Below are 17,166 nucleotides of genomic sequence, written 5' to 3'. Positions count from 1 at the left end.
GTAATAATGAAAGCGGCAGCAAAACACTTTAATTTGAAGAAAACCGAATATTAACAAGAAGTCAATAATAAAGTGTTCGACTTTTGTCACGAAAAGACGCCAGACTACTTGAAGCGGGCCTTTAAAATTGCTATTATAGCGTTATCATGTTAATAACTAAAGGTGGTTATCCGAAGATGAAGAGAGCATTCAATTTTAATGCAGGACCAGCCGCTTTACCGCTTGAAGTACTTGAGCAGGCTCAGCAGCAATTCGTAGAGTATCAAGGCGCGGGCATGTCCATTATGGAAATGTCGCACCGCAGCGAGCTGTATGAGCAAGTTAACAATGAGACACAGGCTCTTTTTCGCGAAATTTACGGCATTCCTGACCATTATCATGTTCTGCTGCTGCAAGGCGGCGCAAGCACGCAATTTGCAACCATTCCAATGAATTTCCTTTCTCCAGGCAAAGTCGGCGCATATGTGATGACTGGCGCATGGGCAGAGAAAGCAATTAAAGAAGCGAAGCTTATTGGCGAGACAGCGGTAGCTGCTACTTCCGAAGCTCACAAGTTTAATCGCATTCCGGCACTTTCCGACATTCAGCTGCCAGATCAAGCCGCTTATTTGCACATTACGACAAATGAGACCATTGGCGGTACGCAATTTGCAGAATTCCCGCAAACGGGCAATGTTCCACTAATCGCGGACATGTCGAGTGATATTTTGAGCCGTTCGGTAGATGTCAGCCAGTTTGGTCTGATTTATGCAGGCGCTCAGAAAAACCTCGGTCCTTCGGGTGTGACGGTCGTCATCGTTCGTGATGATCTCATTAAAGAAAGCCCTAAGACGATTCCAGCTATTTTCCGCTATGATACCCATGCGAAAGCAGGCTCGCTGTACAATACGCCGCCTTCCTTCTCGGTTTATATGGTCAATCTGGTGCTGAAATGGATTAAAGCAAGAGGCGGAGTTTCCCAAATCAATCAATACAACCGCGACAAAACAAAGCTCATTTACGATACGATTGATCAAAGTGGCGGTTTCTATTATGGCTTTGCTGCTCCAGAGAGCCGTTCGCTTATGAACATTACATTCCGCTTGCAGGATGAAGAGCTTGAGAAGAAATTTATTAAGCAATCCGAAGCAGAAGGTTTTGTTGGCTTGAAAGGACATCGTGATGTTGGCGGGCTTCGCGCTTCGACTTATAATGCGGTTCCACTGGAAAGCTGCAAGGCGCTTGCTGAATTTATGGCAGAATTCCAAAAAAACAACGGCTAATTGCGGCTGTCCGTAATTAAATGATAGAAAAACCGCCCGAACCTTTAGTTTATGAAAGGTTCGGGCGGTTCTTTCGTGTAATTAGGCAAGGGTTTGCTCCAGAGCGCTTGGGCCATGCAGCTTGTAGCCAACGTTACGAACGGTCATAATATATTCGGGGGTCCGGGCATTTTTTTCGATTTTATCGCGGAGATGGCTAATATGGACATCTACGATACGGGTATCGCCGAGGAAGTGATAGTCCCATACGCCATGAAGCAGCTGCTGGCGGCTCAGCACCTTGCCTTTATGCTTGCAGAGGAAGACGAGCAGCTCGAATTCCTTCGGCGTCAGCTCGATCAGCTTGCCGTCAATCAGCACTTCGCGCTCATCTGGGCGAACCGACATGCGGCCAATGTCAATGGCACTTGATGGTGCTGCGCCAGGCAGCGACTGCAGTCTGCGGAAAATCGCCTGGATGCGCGAAATTAGCTCCTGCGGGCTAAATGGTTTGGTCATATAATCGTCAGCGCCATTATCGAGGCCGGCAATTTTATCGGTAACATCCTGCAGGGCGGTCAGCATGACGATGGGAACGGCATTGTTTTGCTTGCGCAGCTCGCGGCATACTTGGATGCCATCCATTTTCGGCAGCATTAAATCGAGAACGATGAGATCTGGTCGAAAGGGGCGCAGCATATCAAACACGGCTTCTCCGTCATCTACGCATCTGACGTCGTATCCGGCTAGCTTCAGGTTGAATTCAATCAGCATGGAGATGGAGGGCTCGTCATCGACGACGAGAATTTTCTTCTTCAACATGTTGTCTTATTAAGCCTCCCTTATCCTAAACATGTCTTTGCTCATGACTACATTATGAAGTTAGACGTTCAAGCGGGGATTAAGAGTACGTTAACGGGATGTAAAATTTCATTCCTATTTCAAATAAAATAGTAATTCATGTATAATAGGCAAGGGACAAGGGGTGACAACGAGAAGATGGCATTTCATATTGTGTTAGTAGAACCGGAAATACCCGCTAACACGGGCAATATCGCGCGGACATGTGCGGCAACAGGTGCGCATCTGCATCTGGTGCGTCCGCTGGGCTTTCAAACGGATGACAAGACGCTGAAGCGGGCGGGCCTGGATTATTGGCATGCGGTTCATGTCGAGTACCATGATTCCTTTCAGGAGCTGCAGGAGCAGTATGCTGATGGGCGGTATTTCTATGCCAGTACGCGAGCGGTCAAAGCCTATAATGAGTTTCAGTACCAGGATGGGGATTTTTTCGTATTCGGCAAGGAAACGAAAGGTCTGCCCCAAGAGCTGATTGAGGCGAATTTAAGTACATGCATTCGGATGCCAATGACGGATAAGGTCAGATCGCTTAATTTATCCAATTCGGCGGCGATCGTCGTGTACGAAGCGCTTAGACAGAACGATTTTCCCGGACTGTCTTAAAATAGAGGCGGCTTGCGAATAAGTTTAGTTCTTGCAGATTCAAAGTGTGTTGGCAAGGTGAAGAAATTACTTAAGGTTTTAATTAAGGAATTACTTAAAGCATTATCTAAAGAGAGAAGCAAAATGGGGAAACAGAGGCAGAGCGTTAAGGCAATGAACTGTCGGGGTTTCACGAAAATGGCTTGCAAACTAGACACAGGAGAGGTGAACAACGATGAAACCAGCAGGTGTAGTAAGAAAAGTAGATCAACTCGGACGTATCGTTCTTCCAAAATCGTTGCGTAAACGTTACCAGATGAATGAGGGAGATCCGGTTGAAATTTTAGTGCAGGGCGACCATATTATTTTAGAACGTTATCGTCCGAAATGTGTGTTCTGTGGTTCTATGGATGAAGTACGCGAGTTTAAAGAACGTTTTTTATGCGGCGTTTGTGTGGCTGAAATGAGCCAGCTTGCCCGCTAACCTCATACATGCTTAATAGGTAGTAACCAAAAGAAGCTTCCCCATGGAGCAGCAATAGCTGCAATCCTTCGGAGAAGCTTCTTTTGATGTAAGCTGATGGTTCAACCTACAGGCCTTTGGTTTTGTCATCGTTGTAAGAAGACGTGAACATAGCCGTCAAGAACAAGACGAATACAGTCATTACAATAATGAATGTGATGGACATTAATGGCACCTCCAAAATCCTCATGCAACTGTTTTCATTATACCCAACCTGCCTGAAAAAGAAAACTTTAAATATGGGCTGTACCTTGATAACATAGAGCTATAAGCGTTAAAGCTTGCATCTTAGGAGGAGTCGAACCATGGATTACCGTTTTTCATCACGTGTGACCGCTCTCAAATCATCGGTCGTAAGAGATATTCTCAAGCTGACGCAGGGCAAGGATATGATTTCATTCGCTGGAGGGCTTCCGGCCGCGGAGCTGTTTCCGGTGCAGGCGATTCGCGAAGCTGCCGATCGCGTGTTTACGAAGGGCGCAAGCGCCCTGCAATACGGATTGACGGAGGGCTTTATGCCGCTGCGTGAACAGCTGTGCGAGCGTATGGGGCATAAGGGTATGAACGTACGCCCTGACGAAATGCTGCTGACGACAGGCTCCCAGCAGGCGATCAGCCTCATTGTTGAAGTGCTGACCGAGCCGGGCGATACGATATTGGTGGAAAGGCCGACTTATCTCGCTTGCTTGCAGGTGTTTGAGATGAATGGCTTAAATGTCATTGCTGCGGACAGCGATGAGTTTGGCATTGTGGCGGAGGATGCGGAGCGGCTTATTCGCGAGCATCGTCCAAAGCTAGTGTACGCCGTGCCTACCTTCGGCAATCCGACGGGACGCGTATGGAGCACGGAGCGCAGACAGCAGCTGCTCGCGCTTTGCAGCTCTTATGGTGTGCCTATATTGGAAGATGATCCATACGGGGAAATAAAATATGATGTAAATGCCGTTTATCCGACATTGTTTGCGCTTGACCAGCAAGCAGGCCGTTCAGGCTCGGTTATTTATACGAGCACCTTTTCGAAGACGGTTGCGCCAGGGCTGCGCACAGGTTGGGCGATGGGGCCAGCGGAAGTCATTGCAATGATGGCTAAAGCGAAGCAGGCGGCAGATTTGCATTCCAGCGCGATTGATCAGCAAATCGTCAGCGAGCTGCTGGATAGCTTCCCGCTGGATGAGCATATTAAAGTTATCTCTGCTTCCTACGGTGAGCGGATGCGCGAAATGCAAGGGCTGCTGGTGCAGCAGCATATTGAGGGATTGCGCTGGATTGAGCCGAAGGGCGGCATGTTCCTATGGGTGGAGCTGCCGGAAGGTCTTGATGCAGAGGCGCTTCTCCGGGCTTCCGTTCAGAAGGGCGTTGCTTTCGTGCCCGGAAGCTCCTTCTATGCTTATGACCCGCAGCGTAATACGGCGCGGCTTAACTTTACCTATAACATCGGAGCCAAGACGGCTCTCGGCGTAGAGCGCTTTGCGGAAGCGATCCGCGAGTTTACGGCCCGCTCCTAACCTGATTGCTTGGCAAAGCGGCCACCCAATCGGCGATGACTTCGGCGTATTCGTTCAAGGCGGCTGCTCCGGCAGGCAGCAGCCGGTATTTTCCGCGCTGCTGACGCTCGAACCAGCCGTAGTAATTGTCGCGCAGCACAGCGCCGCTGCGCGGGAAGCTCGTCAGCGCAGCAACCTGACTAGGCGATTGCGCCTCTCCCAGCTGCTGGAGCGCGTAGGCGCAGCGCAGCGCCTTCTCGCGATAGGCGGTCACCAGCTTGCGGCCGGTACTGCCGCCTACATTATAATCGCCGCTGCGCTCGCGAAATTCAAGAAGCAGCTTCGCCTGCTTCTTGCGGCGCGTTCCGCGCTGCGGCGCCTCTCCAGGCTCGCAGAGCACATCAATGACAGGCATCTTCGTTTTGAAGAAGGTGACGGTCATCAGGCCAATGCCGAGCATGCGGCACAGCTCGGTAATTTCACCGAAGCGCTGGTTGTGCGCGCCACTTTTTTTACGATTGCGCTCGACTACGAGCACGACTTGATCATTTATTCGAAGGCGTTCAATCCCCTGCAGCAGCAGGGCGAGATTGAACGTCTTTTTCATTTCCACGATAATGGTTTCTTCGGTATCAGCATGCATCGCAACGAGATCGCAGTGCAGCACCTCGCTTTTGACGACGAAGCCACGCGCTTCATAATAAGCTTTTACCGGGCCATAAAGTTCCTCTTCCTTACCCACTGCCACGTGCATTCCCCCACTTTCTTCTAACTATTATAACAAAGGATAGGGAGAGCGGGCAGATCGAATAGCGTACTTGTCGTAATATGCATGATTACCGCCTAAAATAGTGGTCAATTTCCATGCGGAATAAGCATAGACATGTAATACTTCAATAAAGTTAGTTCCACTCGCTGAGGTTCTTACAAGCAAATGCCGAGCGAAGTGAAAAATTGTGTATTGCGGAAGCGATGGGAGGAGGCACGGCATGGACATTTTCAAGCGAATATCGGAATATCAAGCAGAGAGTGAGAAGCTGGCCTGGAGTGGATCTTTCAAGGATTATATTGAACTGCTGAGACAGGATCCAACCCCGGCCATGACGGCGCACGCGCGTGTCTATGAAATGATTGAATCCTATGGAGTCGAGGAGAGGGATGGGAAGAAGCGGTACAAATTTTTTGAGCAGGAGATTTATGGGCTGGACCGCTCTGTTGAAAAGCTGGTGGAGGAATATTTCCACTCCTCGGCGCGAAGGCTTGATGTGCGCAAACGGATTTTGCTCCTAATGGGTCCTGTCAGTGGAGGGAAATCGACGCTGGTTACGATGCTCAAAAAGGGGCTTGAGAAATATTCCAGAACAAAGCGCGGCGCCGTCTATGCGATTAAAGGCTGCCCGATGCATGAAGAGCCGCTGCATCTCATTCCGCATGAGCTGAGAGGTGAAATCGAGCAGGAGATTGGGGTTAGAATTGAAGGCAATCTATGCCCGTCCTGCCAAATGAGGCTGCAAACCGAATACGGCGGCGATATTCAAAATGTTCAGGTAGAGCGCGTATTCATCTCTGAGGATAACAGGGTTGGTATCGGTACGTTTAGTCCATCTGATCCGAAATCGCAGGACATTGCCGATCTCACCGGCAGCATCGATTTTTCCACGATTACAGAATTTGGCTCGGAATCTGATCCGCGGGCTTATCGTTTTGACGGCGAGCTGAACAAGGCAAACCGGGGGCTCATGGAGTTTCAGGAGATGCTGAAATGCGACGAGAAGTTTTTGTGGAACCTGCTGTCCTTGACGCAGGAGGGTAATTTTAAAGCGGGGCGGTTTGCCCTTATTTCCGCTGATGAATTAATTATTGCCCACACGAACGAGACGGAGTACAAATCCTTTATTAGCAATAAGAAAAATGAAGCGCTCCAGTCACGGATGATCGTCATGCCGATTCCGTATAACCTGAAAGTGTCCGAGGAAGAAAAAATTTATACGAAGCTCATCGGCCAGAGCGACATGAAGCATATTCATATTGCGCCTCATGCTCTGCGCGCTGCTGCTATTTTCTCCATACTTACCCGTCTGAAGGAGACGAAAAAGCAGGGCATGGATTTGGTGAAGAAGATGCGGATGTACGACGGCGAGGAAATCGAAGGCTTCAAGGATGCCGATCTTAAGGAAATGCAGACCGAATATACCGAGGAAGGCATGTCTGGCATCGACCCGCGCTATGTGATCAACCGGATTTCGAGCGCGCTGATCAAGCAGGATATGCAGTGCATTAATGCGCTCGATGTGCTTCGCGGCTTGAAGGAGGGCCTCGACCAGCATCCATCCATTACGAAGGAGGAGCGGGAGCGTTATTTGAACTTTATTTCGGTTGCGCGCAAGGAATATGATGGCCTGGCCAAAAAAGAAATTCAGAAGGCCTTCGTCTATTCCTATGAGGAGTCGGCGCGTACGCTGTTCGAAAACTATCTCGACAACATTGAGGCTTATTGCAACTGGGCTAAAATCAAAGATCCGCTCACCGGCGAGGAGCTTGATCCGGATGAGCGCCTGATGCGTTCTATTGAGGAGCAGATCGGCGTTTCTGAAAATGCGAAAAAAGCGTTCCGCGAAGAAATTTTGATTCGCATCTCGTCTTATTCCCGCAAAGGAAAAAAATTCGATTTCACCAGCCATGAGCGGCTGCGTGAAGCGGTGGAGAAAAAGCTGTTCACGGATCTTAAGGACATCGTGAAGATTACGACCTCCACGAAGACGCCGGATGAAATCCAGCTCAAGCGGATTAATGAAGTGACGAAGCGGTTGATAGATGACCACGGCTATTGCCCCGTATGCGCCAATGAGCTGCTGCGTTATGTAGGCAGCCTGCTTAATCGCTAACGATCCAAATCGGAGAAGATCAAGAAGTTCGGTGGAGCAGCTGCCCACCGAACTTCTTGGCGTTGTCTGGGTGAAATTAAAGCGCGAATAAGCTAGAATAGGATAGGAGGACTGGAAAAATGGGACTATAGATTCAGCTTTTTTGGTGAATTTTGTAGAGATCTAGACAAATTCTCTTGAATTATTAAAGAAATGTCTACCTATATGAGGCTGAATGCCGATATACTAAATATAGCAGTTGTTATCTATTTAGAGACAGGGGGTTTTTCAATGATTAATGTCACAGTAGAACGTAAGCGACAGTTGGATTATACAGGAATCAAGGAGCAGGATTTACAGCTGCTTTCCGAGTGCAAGCCTATTTTTAAGCAGGTAGTTAATGAGGTTGTTGATCGCTTTTACGATAATGTGGGACTCTATCCCGAAATGGTAGCTTTAATGAAGAAATTCAGCAATGTGGATCGTCTGAAAGGAACACAGCGCGAATATTGGCTGTCCCTTGCTGACGGGGTTATTGATGAAGCGTTTATTGAAAACCGGATAAAAATCGGGCTTGTGCATTCCCGGATCGGCCTTACAACCGACTGGTATTTAGGTACATACATGACTTACTTGAACATTGCGACGGATGTATTTGAGCGTGTGCTTCCAGATGGATGGAAGCCGGTTATTCACTCGCTGTCCAAGATGTTCAATCTGGACTCGCAATTCGTGCTTGAAGCTTATAACCGCGCAGAGCAGACGAAGGTGCAGGAGCTTGCAGATGAGCGTGCAATTATGCTGACGACGGTAACGGAAGCAGTGCAGCAGCTGGCTGGCTTGATGGTTGAGCTGGAAGAAGGCGCCCAATCGATTGCAGCTACGGCATTGTCTACTTCAGATTCACAAGAGAAAGCGCATTCTTTGCTTGGCGAGCTGCAGGGCGAGCTGGACGGTATTACGGAGATGGGGACGATGATTCGGGAAATTGCCGATCAGACGCATTTGCTAGGGCTGAATGCCGCCATTGAAGCAGCAAGAGCCGGTGATCATGGTCGGGGCTTTGAGGTTGTCGCCAATGAGGTGCGCAAGCTGGCCGCGTCGTCACGGGGAGCGCAGGAAACGATTCAAAATAAGCTTAGTGAAATTGAGAAAAAGGTTAATTCGGTCCGCAAGGAGTCCGATCAGACGTCGGCAGAAGCGCGTAATCAAGCGGCAAAATCACAGGAGCTTGCTGCTTTTGTAAAAATGGTCGATGACGTCGCCAAAGATTTGAACAAGCTTAATGCAGCATCCGAATAGACCTCAATTTGTAGAAGATAACATTCAAAAGCAGCCGAAATCCTCAAGCAAGAGGATTTCGGCTTTTTTATATGACATATAAGTTGACATGAATATTCGGTTTTAGTATGATTGAGCTACAGAAATGGACGATTTTATGAAATTTAACGTCATAAAAACTAACATTAATATGTCGTTGGATCAAAAATGATCATTATTGTTACAGGAATTACATGTGAGGTTGAGCTATCTTGGAGGAGGCGGTTGGCATGTCGACGGCTAGACAGTCGCAGTCGCATTATTATGATTCACAATCATTTTATGACGAAATGTTTGAGAAGGATTTTTCGGTTCGTCCCCATTATGAAAGTGTTCATCGCTTGTTCGGGAGAATTAAGCCTTCTGAGCTGAACATTCGTCAGCATGCTCTTAATCAGCGAATGATGGAGGAAGGCATAACCTTCACGCTGTACAACAGCAATCAAAATGAGCCTCTGGAGCGGACGATACCGTTCGACTATATTCCCCGTGTCATTCCCCGGCATGAGTGGGACAATATTGACCGCGGCGTGCGTCAGCGCATTCGCGCGCTTAACGCCTTCACTCATGACATCTACCACCAGCAGCACATTGTAAAAGATGGCGTTATCCCCCGCAAAATGATTGTGTCCAATACTTATTTCCGCCCGGAAATGGTTGGGCTGGATGTGCCGTCAGGCGTGTACATTACAGCGTCGGGCATCGATTTGATCCGTGATGAGAAGGGACGTTACTTCGTGCTGGAGGACAATTTGCGTTCTCCTTCCGGCTTCTCTTACTTGTTCAAGGGCCGAACGCTGATGAGCGAGCTGTTTCATGACCTTTATTTGTCCTCGTCTGTCCAGAGCATCGAGCGCAGCCTCAACTGCTTCCTCAGCTCGCTCCGCGCGCTTGCCCCTAGCGGCAAGCGCGATCCGCTTATTGTGCTGCTTACGCCGGGCTCCTATAACTCGGCTTATTACGAGCATACTTTCCTCGCTCAGCAGCTTGGCATTCACCTTGTGGAGGGCCGTGATCTCGTGTATAAGGATCACAATATTTATTTGCGGGACTTGCGCGGGCTTCGCAAGGTGGATGTTATTTATCGGCGGATTGATGATGAGTTTATCGATCCCCTTGCTTTTCAGCCGGATTCGCTGCTAGGCGTTCCCGGTCTGATGAATGCGTATCGCGCAGGTAATGTGGCGATTGCTAATGCTCCAGGCACGGGAGTTGCCGACGATAAGGCGGTATATGCGTATGTGCCGGATATGATTCGCTATTATTTGGGCGAAGAGCCGATTTTGCATAATGTGCCAACCTATATTTTGTCGCGCAAGGAAGAGCGGGAATATGTGCTGGATCATCTCTCGGAGCTGGTCGTCAAGGAAACCTCGCTTTCCGGCGGCTACGGCATGTTGATTGGCCCAAGTGCGACAGCGGCGGAAATCAAAGCGTTCGCTGAGGCGATTAAGCTCGACCCAGAGCGGTATATTGCCCAGACTACGATGAAGCTTTCGCGAGCACCCGTAATGATGGATGGCGTCATGGCACCGCGCCATATTGATTTAAGAGCTTTTGCGCTAATGGGCGAGGAAACGCATGTCATACCTGGCGGGCTGACGCGTGTGGCAATGACGGAAGGCTCGCTCGTCGTCAATTCATCGCAAGGCGGCGGGGTCAAAGATACATGGGTGCTCAGCCGCTAGGCTTAAATATTGCGAAGCCTCGAAGCGGTAAAGCTGCTAAGCTGGTAAGCCGGCACGGAACAATGAGGCGGGGAGCCTAATAATGGAGGGATGGCTATGCTTAATCGGAACGCTGAGGCATTATTTTGGATTGGACGCTACATGGAGCGGGCGGAAAACCATGCGCGGTTGATCGATGTTCACTATCATTTGCAAGCGGAGGATAGCGCAGAATCGGAGGTGGTGGGTCAAGGGCAAGGAATGGCAGCTCCGACCTGCAAATGGTCGCGCATCGTGGATGCGCTGGGCAGCAGGGAGTCCTATGTCCAACAATACGGCAGCTACAGCGAGCAGGATGTGCTGCGGTATATGACGCTCGACCGCGACAATCCGAATTCGCTTGTGTCCTGCGTCAGTCATGCGCGGGGAAATCTTCGCACGCTGCGCGAGAAGGTGCCGAGCGAGATGTGGGATGCGGTCAACGGCTTTTATTTGTGGCTGCGGGAGAAGCGGCCAGAGGATTTAATGGCGGAATCGCCGCATTTGTTTTTCGGCAAAATCAAGGAATGGACGGCGCTGTTCCAAGGCATCAGCCAGTCTGTCATGCCACGTGAGAATGAGTGGCATTTTATCGAATGCGGCCGCTATCTGGAGCGGGCTGAGAACACGCTGCGCATTATTAAAGCAGCTTATAATACGGTGGTTGCGAGCGGAGAGAGCTGGAGCCATGCGACAGGGGCATATTCATACTTGCAGGCCATGCTGCGATCGCTGAGCGGCTATCAGGTGTTCCGGCGTTATTATGCCGATGGCATGTCGGTGGAATCGATAGTCGATTTTGTCATTTTGAATGAAGTGTTCCCGAGGTCTGTGCATTTTGCGCTGCATACGCTGGATGAGCATATGCGGGATATCCGCTTTCAGGATATGCAGCTGCGCTCGGCGCATGACAAGATTATTCGCCAGGTAAGCAAGGTGAAGGCGGATCTTGCCTGCCTGGACCGGGAAGATGTTGCACTGGACCGTGACGGGGCAATCGTCGGGCATTTGCTGGATGCTTGCCAGACGCTGGGCGACACCTTCGCCAAAACCTTTTTTCGCATGGGGGAGGCCAGCGCATGAAGCTGAATATTTCGCATGTGACGCAATACGATTATGGCACGCCGGTTACGGACAGTGTCAATGAAATTCGTCTGACGCCGAGCACGGATGAACGCCAGTCCTGCTACCAGCAGTCCATTGCGATTGAGCCGAATGCGCCGCTGTTCAGCTATGAGGATTTTTTCGGCAATCGGGTGCATTCGTTTTCGGTGAACGGCTCGCACCGAAAGCTCACGATTCGCTCGCAAATGACCGTTGTGACGAAGGAGGCACTTACGCCAGAGCAGCATGCCGCTGCTCTGAGCGGCGGCGGAGCAGCCGAAGTCGCTTGGGAGTGGCTGCAGTCCGAGGATGCGGGCAATCGTTTCGTGGAGTTTCTGCTGCCTACCGCCTATACGGCGCTGAGTCCGGAAGTGGAGATGTATGCAGTGGGCGTAGAGGATCGGAAAAATAATGGGCTGAGCGTATATGGCTGGCTGCTGGCGCTCTCCCATAAAATTCGCACCGAGTTCGTCTATGATCCAGATGCTACTACTGTAGAGACGAAGGCAAGCGATATGTTCGAACGCAGGCGCGGCGTCTGCCAGGATTTTGCCCATCTGATGATTGCCTGCTGCCGCTCTCAGCAGGTTCCCGCCCGCTATGTGAGCGGCTATCATTTCGTTGGCGATTTGCAAGGAGGAGCAGCAGATTTCGAGCAGGCGTCCCATGCTTGGGTGGAAGCCTATGTACCGTCGCTCGGCTGGTGCAGCTTCGATCCGACGAATGAAGCCCCTGTCGGCGAGCGTTACGTAAAGCTGGGCCATGGACGCGATTACAAAGATATCGTTCCGGTAAAAGGCGTTTATCGCGGAAGCGGACAGCAGTTGCTGAAGGTGACGGTGGATGTGCGCAACGTAGAAGAGTGAAGCGAGGAAATTCGAGAAAAGCCCTATGGGCGCATGGCTGCTGCTGCTAAAGCTTTGATGCAGCTGCACAAGCGCCCGAAGGGCTTTTTTGTTATGTTTTTGGAGGGTCTGAATTCAAAAGCATGGATTATTGGACGATGGTAAAATCATCAAAGTTCAAGCGGCTGCCGGATGTGCCTGCGACTACGATTTTAAAACGTACAGCTGAGCTTTCATTTACCGAAATCGTCTGTTCGGTTAACGACTGGGTGCTGGAGTAAGTGCTGCCGACATCCGTCCAAGTGGAGCCGCCATTAAGCGACTTCTGAAGCTTCCATGTCGCTCCCGTATCACTGCCAAAGCTCGCATGCTTCACTTTGACGCTTGTCGCGCCGCCAGTCACATTAAAATTCATATAGATGGCACCTGCTGACCTGACTCTCGCGGCTTTGGCTCCGTTTTTCTTATCTGTAGCTAGATCGCCAAGCAGTGCATTATCAAAGGTCCACGAGCCTGAGCCAAGCGTAACCGAACCTACAGTATAGGCTGCTTTCGTGCCTGCCTCGAAGGTTTCGTTTACAGCTCCGGATGTAGGTGGCTGCGACGTTGAGGCATAGCCGTAGGAGCCTTGCTTGAAGGTGGAGCTGTCCCACCATTTGTAGTCGGCTGCCGGTGCTGCCCATGGTTCAGCCTGCGGCTGGGTTGACGTTTGCGGCGTTTCTATAGCAAGCAGCGCTGTTGCATTGTCAAGTGTGAGGCCGCTTACTTGATTCAGCGCTGTATAGCTTTCTTTAACAGCAAGCCAGTCCACAAGCTGCACGAGCAGCGCGCCATTGCTTGCTTCTGTGAAGCCGTCGTAAGTCGTTTTGGTGCCGCCTGTTTCCTCGCGCAAATATTTAGGCGTACTGTCTTCGACAGGAGAGGAGTCGCCGATAACGGCTATTTTGCCAAGACTGTTTTTGCCGATTGCAACGTAAGGGCCTTCGGCCATTCCCCCGCCATTATAGACGCCTTGATCGACCGCATTTCCCCAAGCAGCCGAAGTCTGCTGCATGTAGACGATTCCCTTCGCCTTAGTCGGGTCTGTAATAGCAATAGTTGATCCGGCATGCATCGTCACGGAAGTAACGCTGCTAGTAATGCCAAAAGATTGCGACGAAGGCACAATCGTTCCTGAGTTTACGTTGCCTAGCGCGTTGTAACGGATGCGCATGCCGAAGTTGTTCGACAGCCAGTCGGAGCTGGCTACACCCTGCATAGCGGCTGAACTGGCTTCCGCTGAGCTCATGCCCAGCGCAGGATTTGACCAAGCTCCCCGTCTGTAGCCGTTGAATACTTCAGAGGAATCCCATCTGTTTTTATTTCGATCCGCATTATAGTGGTCTGCGATGAAGAAAATGCTGCCTCCGCCCTGCACATACGAAAGCATAGCCTGCTGCTCGCTCGTCTTGAACGGCACGTTCGCTTCAGGAATAACGAAGACGTCATAGCCGCTTAAGTCTGTTAGCGTAATCGGGCCGCTTTTGCGAAGCTCCTTGACGTAATAGCCTCGGCCTGCAAGAGCTTGTCCAAAATCGGAAAAGCTGCCGTCGATTACCCAATCTGCCGCCCCTGCTGTTTGGGCATGGGCATTGTCGAACAGAATTTTTTTGCCATTGGCACTTCCTGAGGGCTGTAGGATGGGAGCTGGATCAGATGGCCCTTCCGCTAAGGAAACTGCCGTACCCGCCGACAAAGACATGGCTAAGATAAGTGCTCCAGCCGTCAATCGCTTCAAAAAATTACCCTTCATCATCAAACCTCCGCTTCTAGTAGTTGATTCAATTAGAGCGGCTTCCTTGGTTGGAAGCACAAGGCAATTGTACTATTTTTTCTAAATAATAGAAATAGATTCGCGTGAGAAAACTGGTACATATAGTGTTAAGTTTGTGTAAGGGATATTGAAAGAGTTATTAATCGTTGCTGAACAGCTCGTTCAATACATTTTTTCTGTTTTCAAGAAAGCGTCGGGTTAGCTGGTAGTGTGCTGTGTCCTCGTAGCGAATTTCTTCTACGGGCTTGGCGTCAAAATTGTAAATTTGTGCGTTGGGATATCCAAGCAAAATAGGCGAGTGAGTCGCAATGATGAACTGGGCATCGCGCTCCAAATCTTTAATGACGCGAAGCAGCGCGAGCTGACGGGCAGGAGAAAGCGCGGCCTCGGGCTCGTCGAGCAAATAGATCGCTTTTTTGCCAAAACGGTGCTTGAACAACGATAGAAAGGCTTCGCCATGCGACTGCTCATGCAGCGATTTGCCGCCATAATAGGGCAAGCTTTCGGGCACTGTATCGAGATAAGAGGCGAACTGGTAAAACGTTTCTGCGCGCAGAAAAAAGCCGTTCGTGAGCTTTGGCATCCAGGAAAGCCGGATGTAGGGACCAAGTGCGGATTCAGAGGCATCTACGTCGTAGCTGTTGTTGCGCCCACCGCCAGCGGTGTTAAAGCTGCATTGATAGGCTATAGCTTCTAGAAAGGTGGATTTGCCGGAACCATTTTCACCTACAAAGAAGGTGATATGGGTATGAAAATGAAGCTTGCTCATTGACTGGATGACAGGAATGGAAAAGGGATACTTGCTGTAATTGGGAATGCGCTCCTTGAGCAGCTCTGCACTCCGTAAATACAAGGCGTTCAGCTCCTTTGGCAGAAGAGGTAGGTTTGTTTTATTTTAACAGATAGAGTGTGGGGTTGCATGTGGAGGAGGAAGGGAGAGGAGCAATTTGCGACTTATTGTGATAGTCCAAGGTCTGACAAACATATGACCTAATATAAATGATTAAGTTGGGGGATGTTCTTGTTGAGTTCCTATAAGAAGCGAATGAGCAAAATATCCTCATGCGATAAACCGAAACGTAAGCCGAGAAAAAAAGCTAGATGCGAGCATAAGAAAAAACGTCCTTGTAAACGAGAGACCGCTCTTAAACATAAATGTCCAGAATCGAAATGCTGCCCTGTTCCTGTTGTTGGGCCGACAGGCCCTCCGGGGCCAAGGGGTGCTGATGGCAAGCGTGGTCCTCAAGGTATGCAGGGGGAGCGCGGCCTAGCAGGAATGCAAGGAGCCGATGGCCTGCCGGGGATGACTGGGGCTGCAGGGGCGATGGGTGCCACAGGAGATCCGGGTGTTGCCGGAATCACTGGCTCAACTGGAGCAACAGGGGAAACGGGAGCTACGGGTCCGGCTGGCGGCACGACGGGCATAACAGGATCGACCGGGGCGACAGGGCCGACGGGAGAGACCGGACCAGCGGGTGGCGCGACGGGAGACACTGGTGCGACAGGATCAACGGGATTAACCGGGGCTACGGGCAACACAGGAGCGACAGGGATAACGGGAGCAACTGGGGCTACGGGAATAACAGGTACGACAGGTCCAACGGGAGCAACTGGGACTACGGGTGAAACAGGGTCAACGGGAGCAACCGGGGCTACGGGCAATACAGGAGCGACAGGAATTACAGGAGCAACCGGTCCAACGGGAGCAACTGGGGCTACGGGCAACACAGGAGCAACGGGAATTTCAGGGGCAACCGGTCCAACCGGAGCAACTGGGGCTACGGGTGATACAGGAGCGACGGGAATTACAGGAGCAACCGGTCCAACGGGAGCAACTGGGGCTACGGGTGATACAGGTGCGACGGGAATTACTGGAGCAACCGGTCCAACGGGAGCAACTGGGGCTACGGGCAACACAGGAGCAACGGGAATTTCAGGGGCAACCGGTCCAACCGGTCCAACCGGAGCAATTGGGGCTACGGGTGTTACAGGAGCGACGGGAATTACAGGAGCAACCGGTCCAACGGGAGCAACTGGGGCTACGGGTGATACAGGAGCAGCGGGAAACACAGGGGCAACCGGTCCAACGGGAGCAACTGGGGCTACGGGTGATACAGGAGCAACGGGAAACACAGGAGCAATCGGTCCAACGGGAGCAACTGGGGCTACGGGTGATACAGGGACTACGGGAAGCGCAGGAGCAACCGGTCCAACGGGAGCTGGGGCTACGGGTGATACAGGAGCGACGGGAATTACAGGAGCAGCCGGTCCAACCGGAGCAACTGGGGCTACGGGTGATACAGGAGCAACGGGAAACACAGGGGCAACCGGTCCAACGGGAGCAACTGGGGCTACGGGCAACACAGGAGCAACGGGAATTTCAGGGGCAACCGGTCCAACGGGAGCAACTGGGGCTACGGGTGATACAGGAGCAACAGGAGCAACAGGAGCAACCGGTCCAACGGGAGCAACTGGGGCTACGGGTGATACAGGAGCGACGGGCAACACAGGGGCAACAGGTCCAACAGGAGCAACCGGGGCTACGGGAGATACAGGAGCGACGGGCAACACAGGGGCGACAGGTCCAACAGGAGCAACCGGGGCTACGGGAGATACAGGAGCAACGGGCCCAACGGGAGCGACCGGGGCTACGGGAGATACAGGAGTCACGGGAAACACAGGTCCAACAGGATCAACTGGGGCTACGGGAAATACAGGAGCGACAGGGATAACAGGTGCGACTGGCTCAACAGGAGCAACTGGGAATACGGGTGATACAGGAGCGACGGGCAACACAGGGGCAACAGGTCCAACAGGAGCAAC

General features: G+C 51.1%; 14 protein-coding genes. 10 read left to right on the top strand and 4 right to left on the bottom strand.

The window, feature by feature from the left end; genetic code table 11:
* Nucleotides 1-176: 176 nt before the first annotated feature.
* Nucleotides 177-1,262 carry a 3-phosphoserine/phosphohydroxythreonine transaminase gene (gene serC / locus ABEW34_RS03165; RefSeq protein WP_430154797.1) on the top strand — a complete coding sequence of 362 codons (1,086 nt, stop codon included), beginning with the start codon at nt 177-179 and terminating at the stop codon, nt 1,260-1,262.
* 81 nt (nt 1,263-1,343) lie between these two features.
* Here the strand turns inward: serC and ABEW34_RS03160 are convergent, their stop codons facing one another.
* Nucleotides 1,344-2,063 carry a response regulator transcription factor gene (locus ABEW34_RS03160; RefSeq protein ID WP_046228682.1) on the bottom strand — a complete coding sequence of 240 codons (720 nt, stop codon included), beginning with the start codon at nt 2,061-2,063 and terminating at the stop codon, nt 1,344-1,346.
* 177 nt (nt 2,064-2,240) lie between these two features.
* Here ABEW34_RS03160 and trmL point away from each other — a divergent pair, with 177 nt between their 5' ends.
* The 3 genes from trmL to ABEW34_RS03145 all read left to right on the top strand — a co-directional run bounded on the left by trmL (nt 2,241) and on the right by ABEW34_RS03145 (nt 4,712).
* Entirely contained in the window at nt 2,241-2,705 is a 465-nt protein-coding gene (trmL, locus tag ABEW34_RS03155; RefSeq protein ID WP_338555108.1) for a tRNA (uridine(34)/cytosine(34)/5-carboxymethylaminomethyluridine(34)-2'-O)-methyltransferase TrmL, read from the top strand.
* A 214-nt stretch (nt 2,706-2,919) separates the two neighbouring features.
* On the top strand, nt 2,920-3,168 hold the full coding sequence (locus ABEW34_RS03150) for an AbrB/MazE/SpoVT family DNA-binding domain-containing protein (protein ID WP_430154796.1): 249 nt from the start codon (nt 2,920-2,922) through the stop codon (nt 3,166-3,168).
* A 344-nt stretch (nt 3,169-3,512) separates the two neighbouring features.
* Complete coding sequence (locus ABEW34_RS03145; protein ID WP_430154794.1) at nt 3,513-4,712, top strand: PLP-dependent aminotransferase family protein; 1,200 nt, start codon at nt 3,513-3,515, stop codon at nt 4,710-4,712.
* Here ABEW34_RS03145 and ABEW34_RS03140 read toward each other — a convergent pair.
* Nucleotides 4,696-5,439, bottom strand: a complete 744-nt coding sequence (locus tag ABEW34_RS03140) for a DUF2161 family putative PD-(D/E)XK-type phosphodiesterase (protein WP_430154792.1) — start codon at nt 5,437-5,439, stop codon at nt 4,696-4,698. The genes ABEW34_RS03145 and ABEW34_RS03140 overlap by 17 nt on opposite strands.
* Before the next feature lie 241 nt (nt 5,440-5,680).
* Between ABEW34_RS03140 and ABEW34_RS03135 the strand changes: the two genes are divergently transcribed.
* The 5 genes from ABEW34_RS03135 (at nt 5,681) to ABEW34_RS03115 (ending at nt 12,551) form a co-directional block, all read left to right on the top strand.
* Nucleotides 5,681-7,576, top strand: coding sequence for a PrkA family serine protein kinase (locus ABEW34_RS03135; protein WP_430154790.1), 1,896 nt, complete (start codon nt 5,681-5,683; stop codon nt 7,574-7,576).
* 270 nt (nt 7,577-7,846) lie between these two features.
* Nucleotides 7,847-8,857 (top strand): protoglobin domain-containing protein, encoded by a 1,011-nt coding sequence (locus ABEW34_RS03130; RefSeq protein WP_430154788.1) that lies wholly within the window; start codon nt 7,847-7,849, stop codon nt 8,855-8,857.
* A 248-nt stretch (nt 8,858-9,105) separates the two neighbouring features.
* Complete coding sequence (locus ABEW34_RS03125; RefSeq protein ID WP_430154786.1) at nt 9,106-10,563, top strand: circularly permuted type 2 ATP-grasp protein; 1,458 nt, start codon at nt 9,106-9,108, stop codon at nt 10,561-10,563.
* A 96-nt stretch (nt 10,564-10,659) separates the two neighbouring features.
* Complete coding sequence (locus ABEW34_RS03120; RefSeq protein ID WP_430154784.1) at nt 10,660-11,664, top strand: alpha-E domain-containing protein; 1,005 nt, start codon at nt 10,660-10,662, stop codon at nt 11,662-11,664.
* The gene (locus ABEW34_RS03115; protein ID WP_430154782.1) at nt 11,661-12,551 is read left to right on the top strand and encodes a transglutaminase family protein; all 891 of its coding nucleotides are present in this window, start codon (nt 11,661-11,663) and stop codon (nt 12,549-12,551) included. Before ABEW34_RS03120 ends, ABEW34_RS03115 begins: the two co-directional genes overlap by 4 nt.
* Before the next feature lie 127 nt (nt 12,552-12,678).
* On the opposite strand, the gene ABEW34_RS03110 is transcribed toward ABEW34_RS03115, so the two are convergent.
* Together ABEW34_RS03110 and ABEW34_RS03105 are read right to left on the bottom strand one after the other, a co-directional pair.
* A complete protein-coding gene (locus ABEW34_RS03110; RefSeq protein ID WP_430154780.1) occupies nt 12,679-14,322 on the bottom strand; it encodes an Ig domain protein group 2 domain protein in 1,644 nt (547 codons plus the stop codon).
* Between the two features lie 160 nt (nt 14,323-14,482).
* The gene (locus ABEW34_RS03105; RefSeq protein WP_430154778.1) at nt 14,483-15,196 is read right to left on the bottom strand and encodes an AAA family ATPase; all 714 of its coding nucleotides are present in this window, start codon (nt 15,194-15,196) and stop codon (nt 14,483-14,485) included.
* 423 nt (nt 15,197-15,619) lie between these two features.
* Here ABEW34_RS03105 and ABEW34_RS03100 point away from each other — a divergent pair.
* Nucleotides 15,620-17,166 (top strand): beta strand repeat-containing protein (locus ABEW34_RS03100; protein ID WP_430154776.1); only part of this gene is annotated, 1,547 nt, incomplete at its 3' end.

This window comes from Paenibacillus algorifonticola, assembly GCF_050481745.1.
GTDB lineage: Bacteria > Bacillota > Bacilli > Paenibacillales > Paenibacillaceae > Pristimantibacillus > Pristimantibacillus algorifonticola_A.
The sequence above is the reverse complement of the archived record's forward strand: the minus strand, read 5'-3'. Positions and strand labels throughout refer to the sequence as shown.

What these genes read in the sequence shown, in the direction of transcription:
- serC (WP_430154797.1), top strand. Translation starts at nt 177, where the DNA reads ATGAAGAGAGCATTCAATTTTAATGCAGGACCAGCCGCTTTACCGCTT.
- ABEW34_RS03130 (WP_430154788.1), top strand. Translation starts at nt 7,847, where the DNA reads ATGATTAATGTCACAGTAGAACGTAAGCGACAGTTGGATTATACAGGA.
- ABEW34_RS03160 (WP_046228682.1), bottom strand. Translation starts at nt 2,063, where the DNA reads ATGTTGAAGAAGAAAATTCTCGTCGTCGATGACGAGCCCTCCATCTCC.
- ABEW34_RS03120 (WP_430154784.1), top strand. Translation starts at nt 10,660, where the DNA reads ATGCTTAATCGGAACGCTGAGGCATTATTTTGGATTGGACGCTACATG.
- ABEW34_RS03110 (WP_430154780.1), bottom strand. Translation starts at nt 14,322, where the DNA reads ATGAAGGGTAATTTTTTGAAGCGATTGACGGCTGGAGCACTTATCTTA.
- trmL (WP_338555108.1), top strand. Translation starts at nt 2,241, where the DNA reads ATGGCATTTCATATTGTGTTAGTAGAACCGGAAATACCCGCTAACACG.
- ABEW34_RS03135 (WP_430154790.1), top strand. Translation starts at nt 5,681, where the DNA reads ATGGACATTTTCAAGCGAATATCGGAATATCAAGCAGAGAGTGAGAAG.
- ABEW34_RS03115 (WP_430154782.1), top strand. Translation starts at nt 11,661, where the DNA reads ATGAAGCTGAATATTTCGCATGTGACGCAATACGATTATGGCACGCCG.
- ABEW34_RS03150 (WP_430154796.1), top strand. Translation starts at nt 2,920, where the DNA reads ATGAAACCAGCAGGTGTAGTAAGAAAAGTAGATCAACTCGGACGTATC.
- ABEW34_RS03125 (WP_430154786.1), top strand. Translation starts at nt 9,106, where the DNA reads ATGTCGACGGCTAGACAGTCGCAGTCGCATTATTATGATTCACAATCA.
- ABEW34_RS03145 (WP_430154794.1), top strand. Translation starts at nt 3,513, where the DNA reads ATGGATTACCGTTTTTCATCACGTGTGACCGCTCTCAAATCATCGGTC.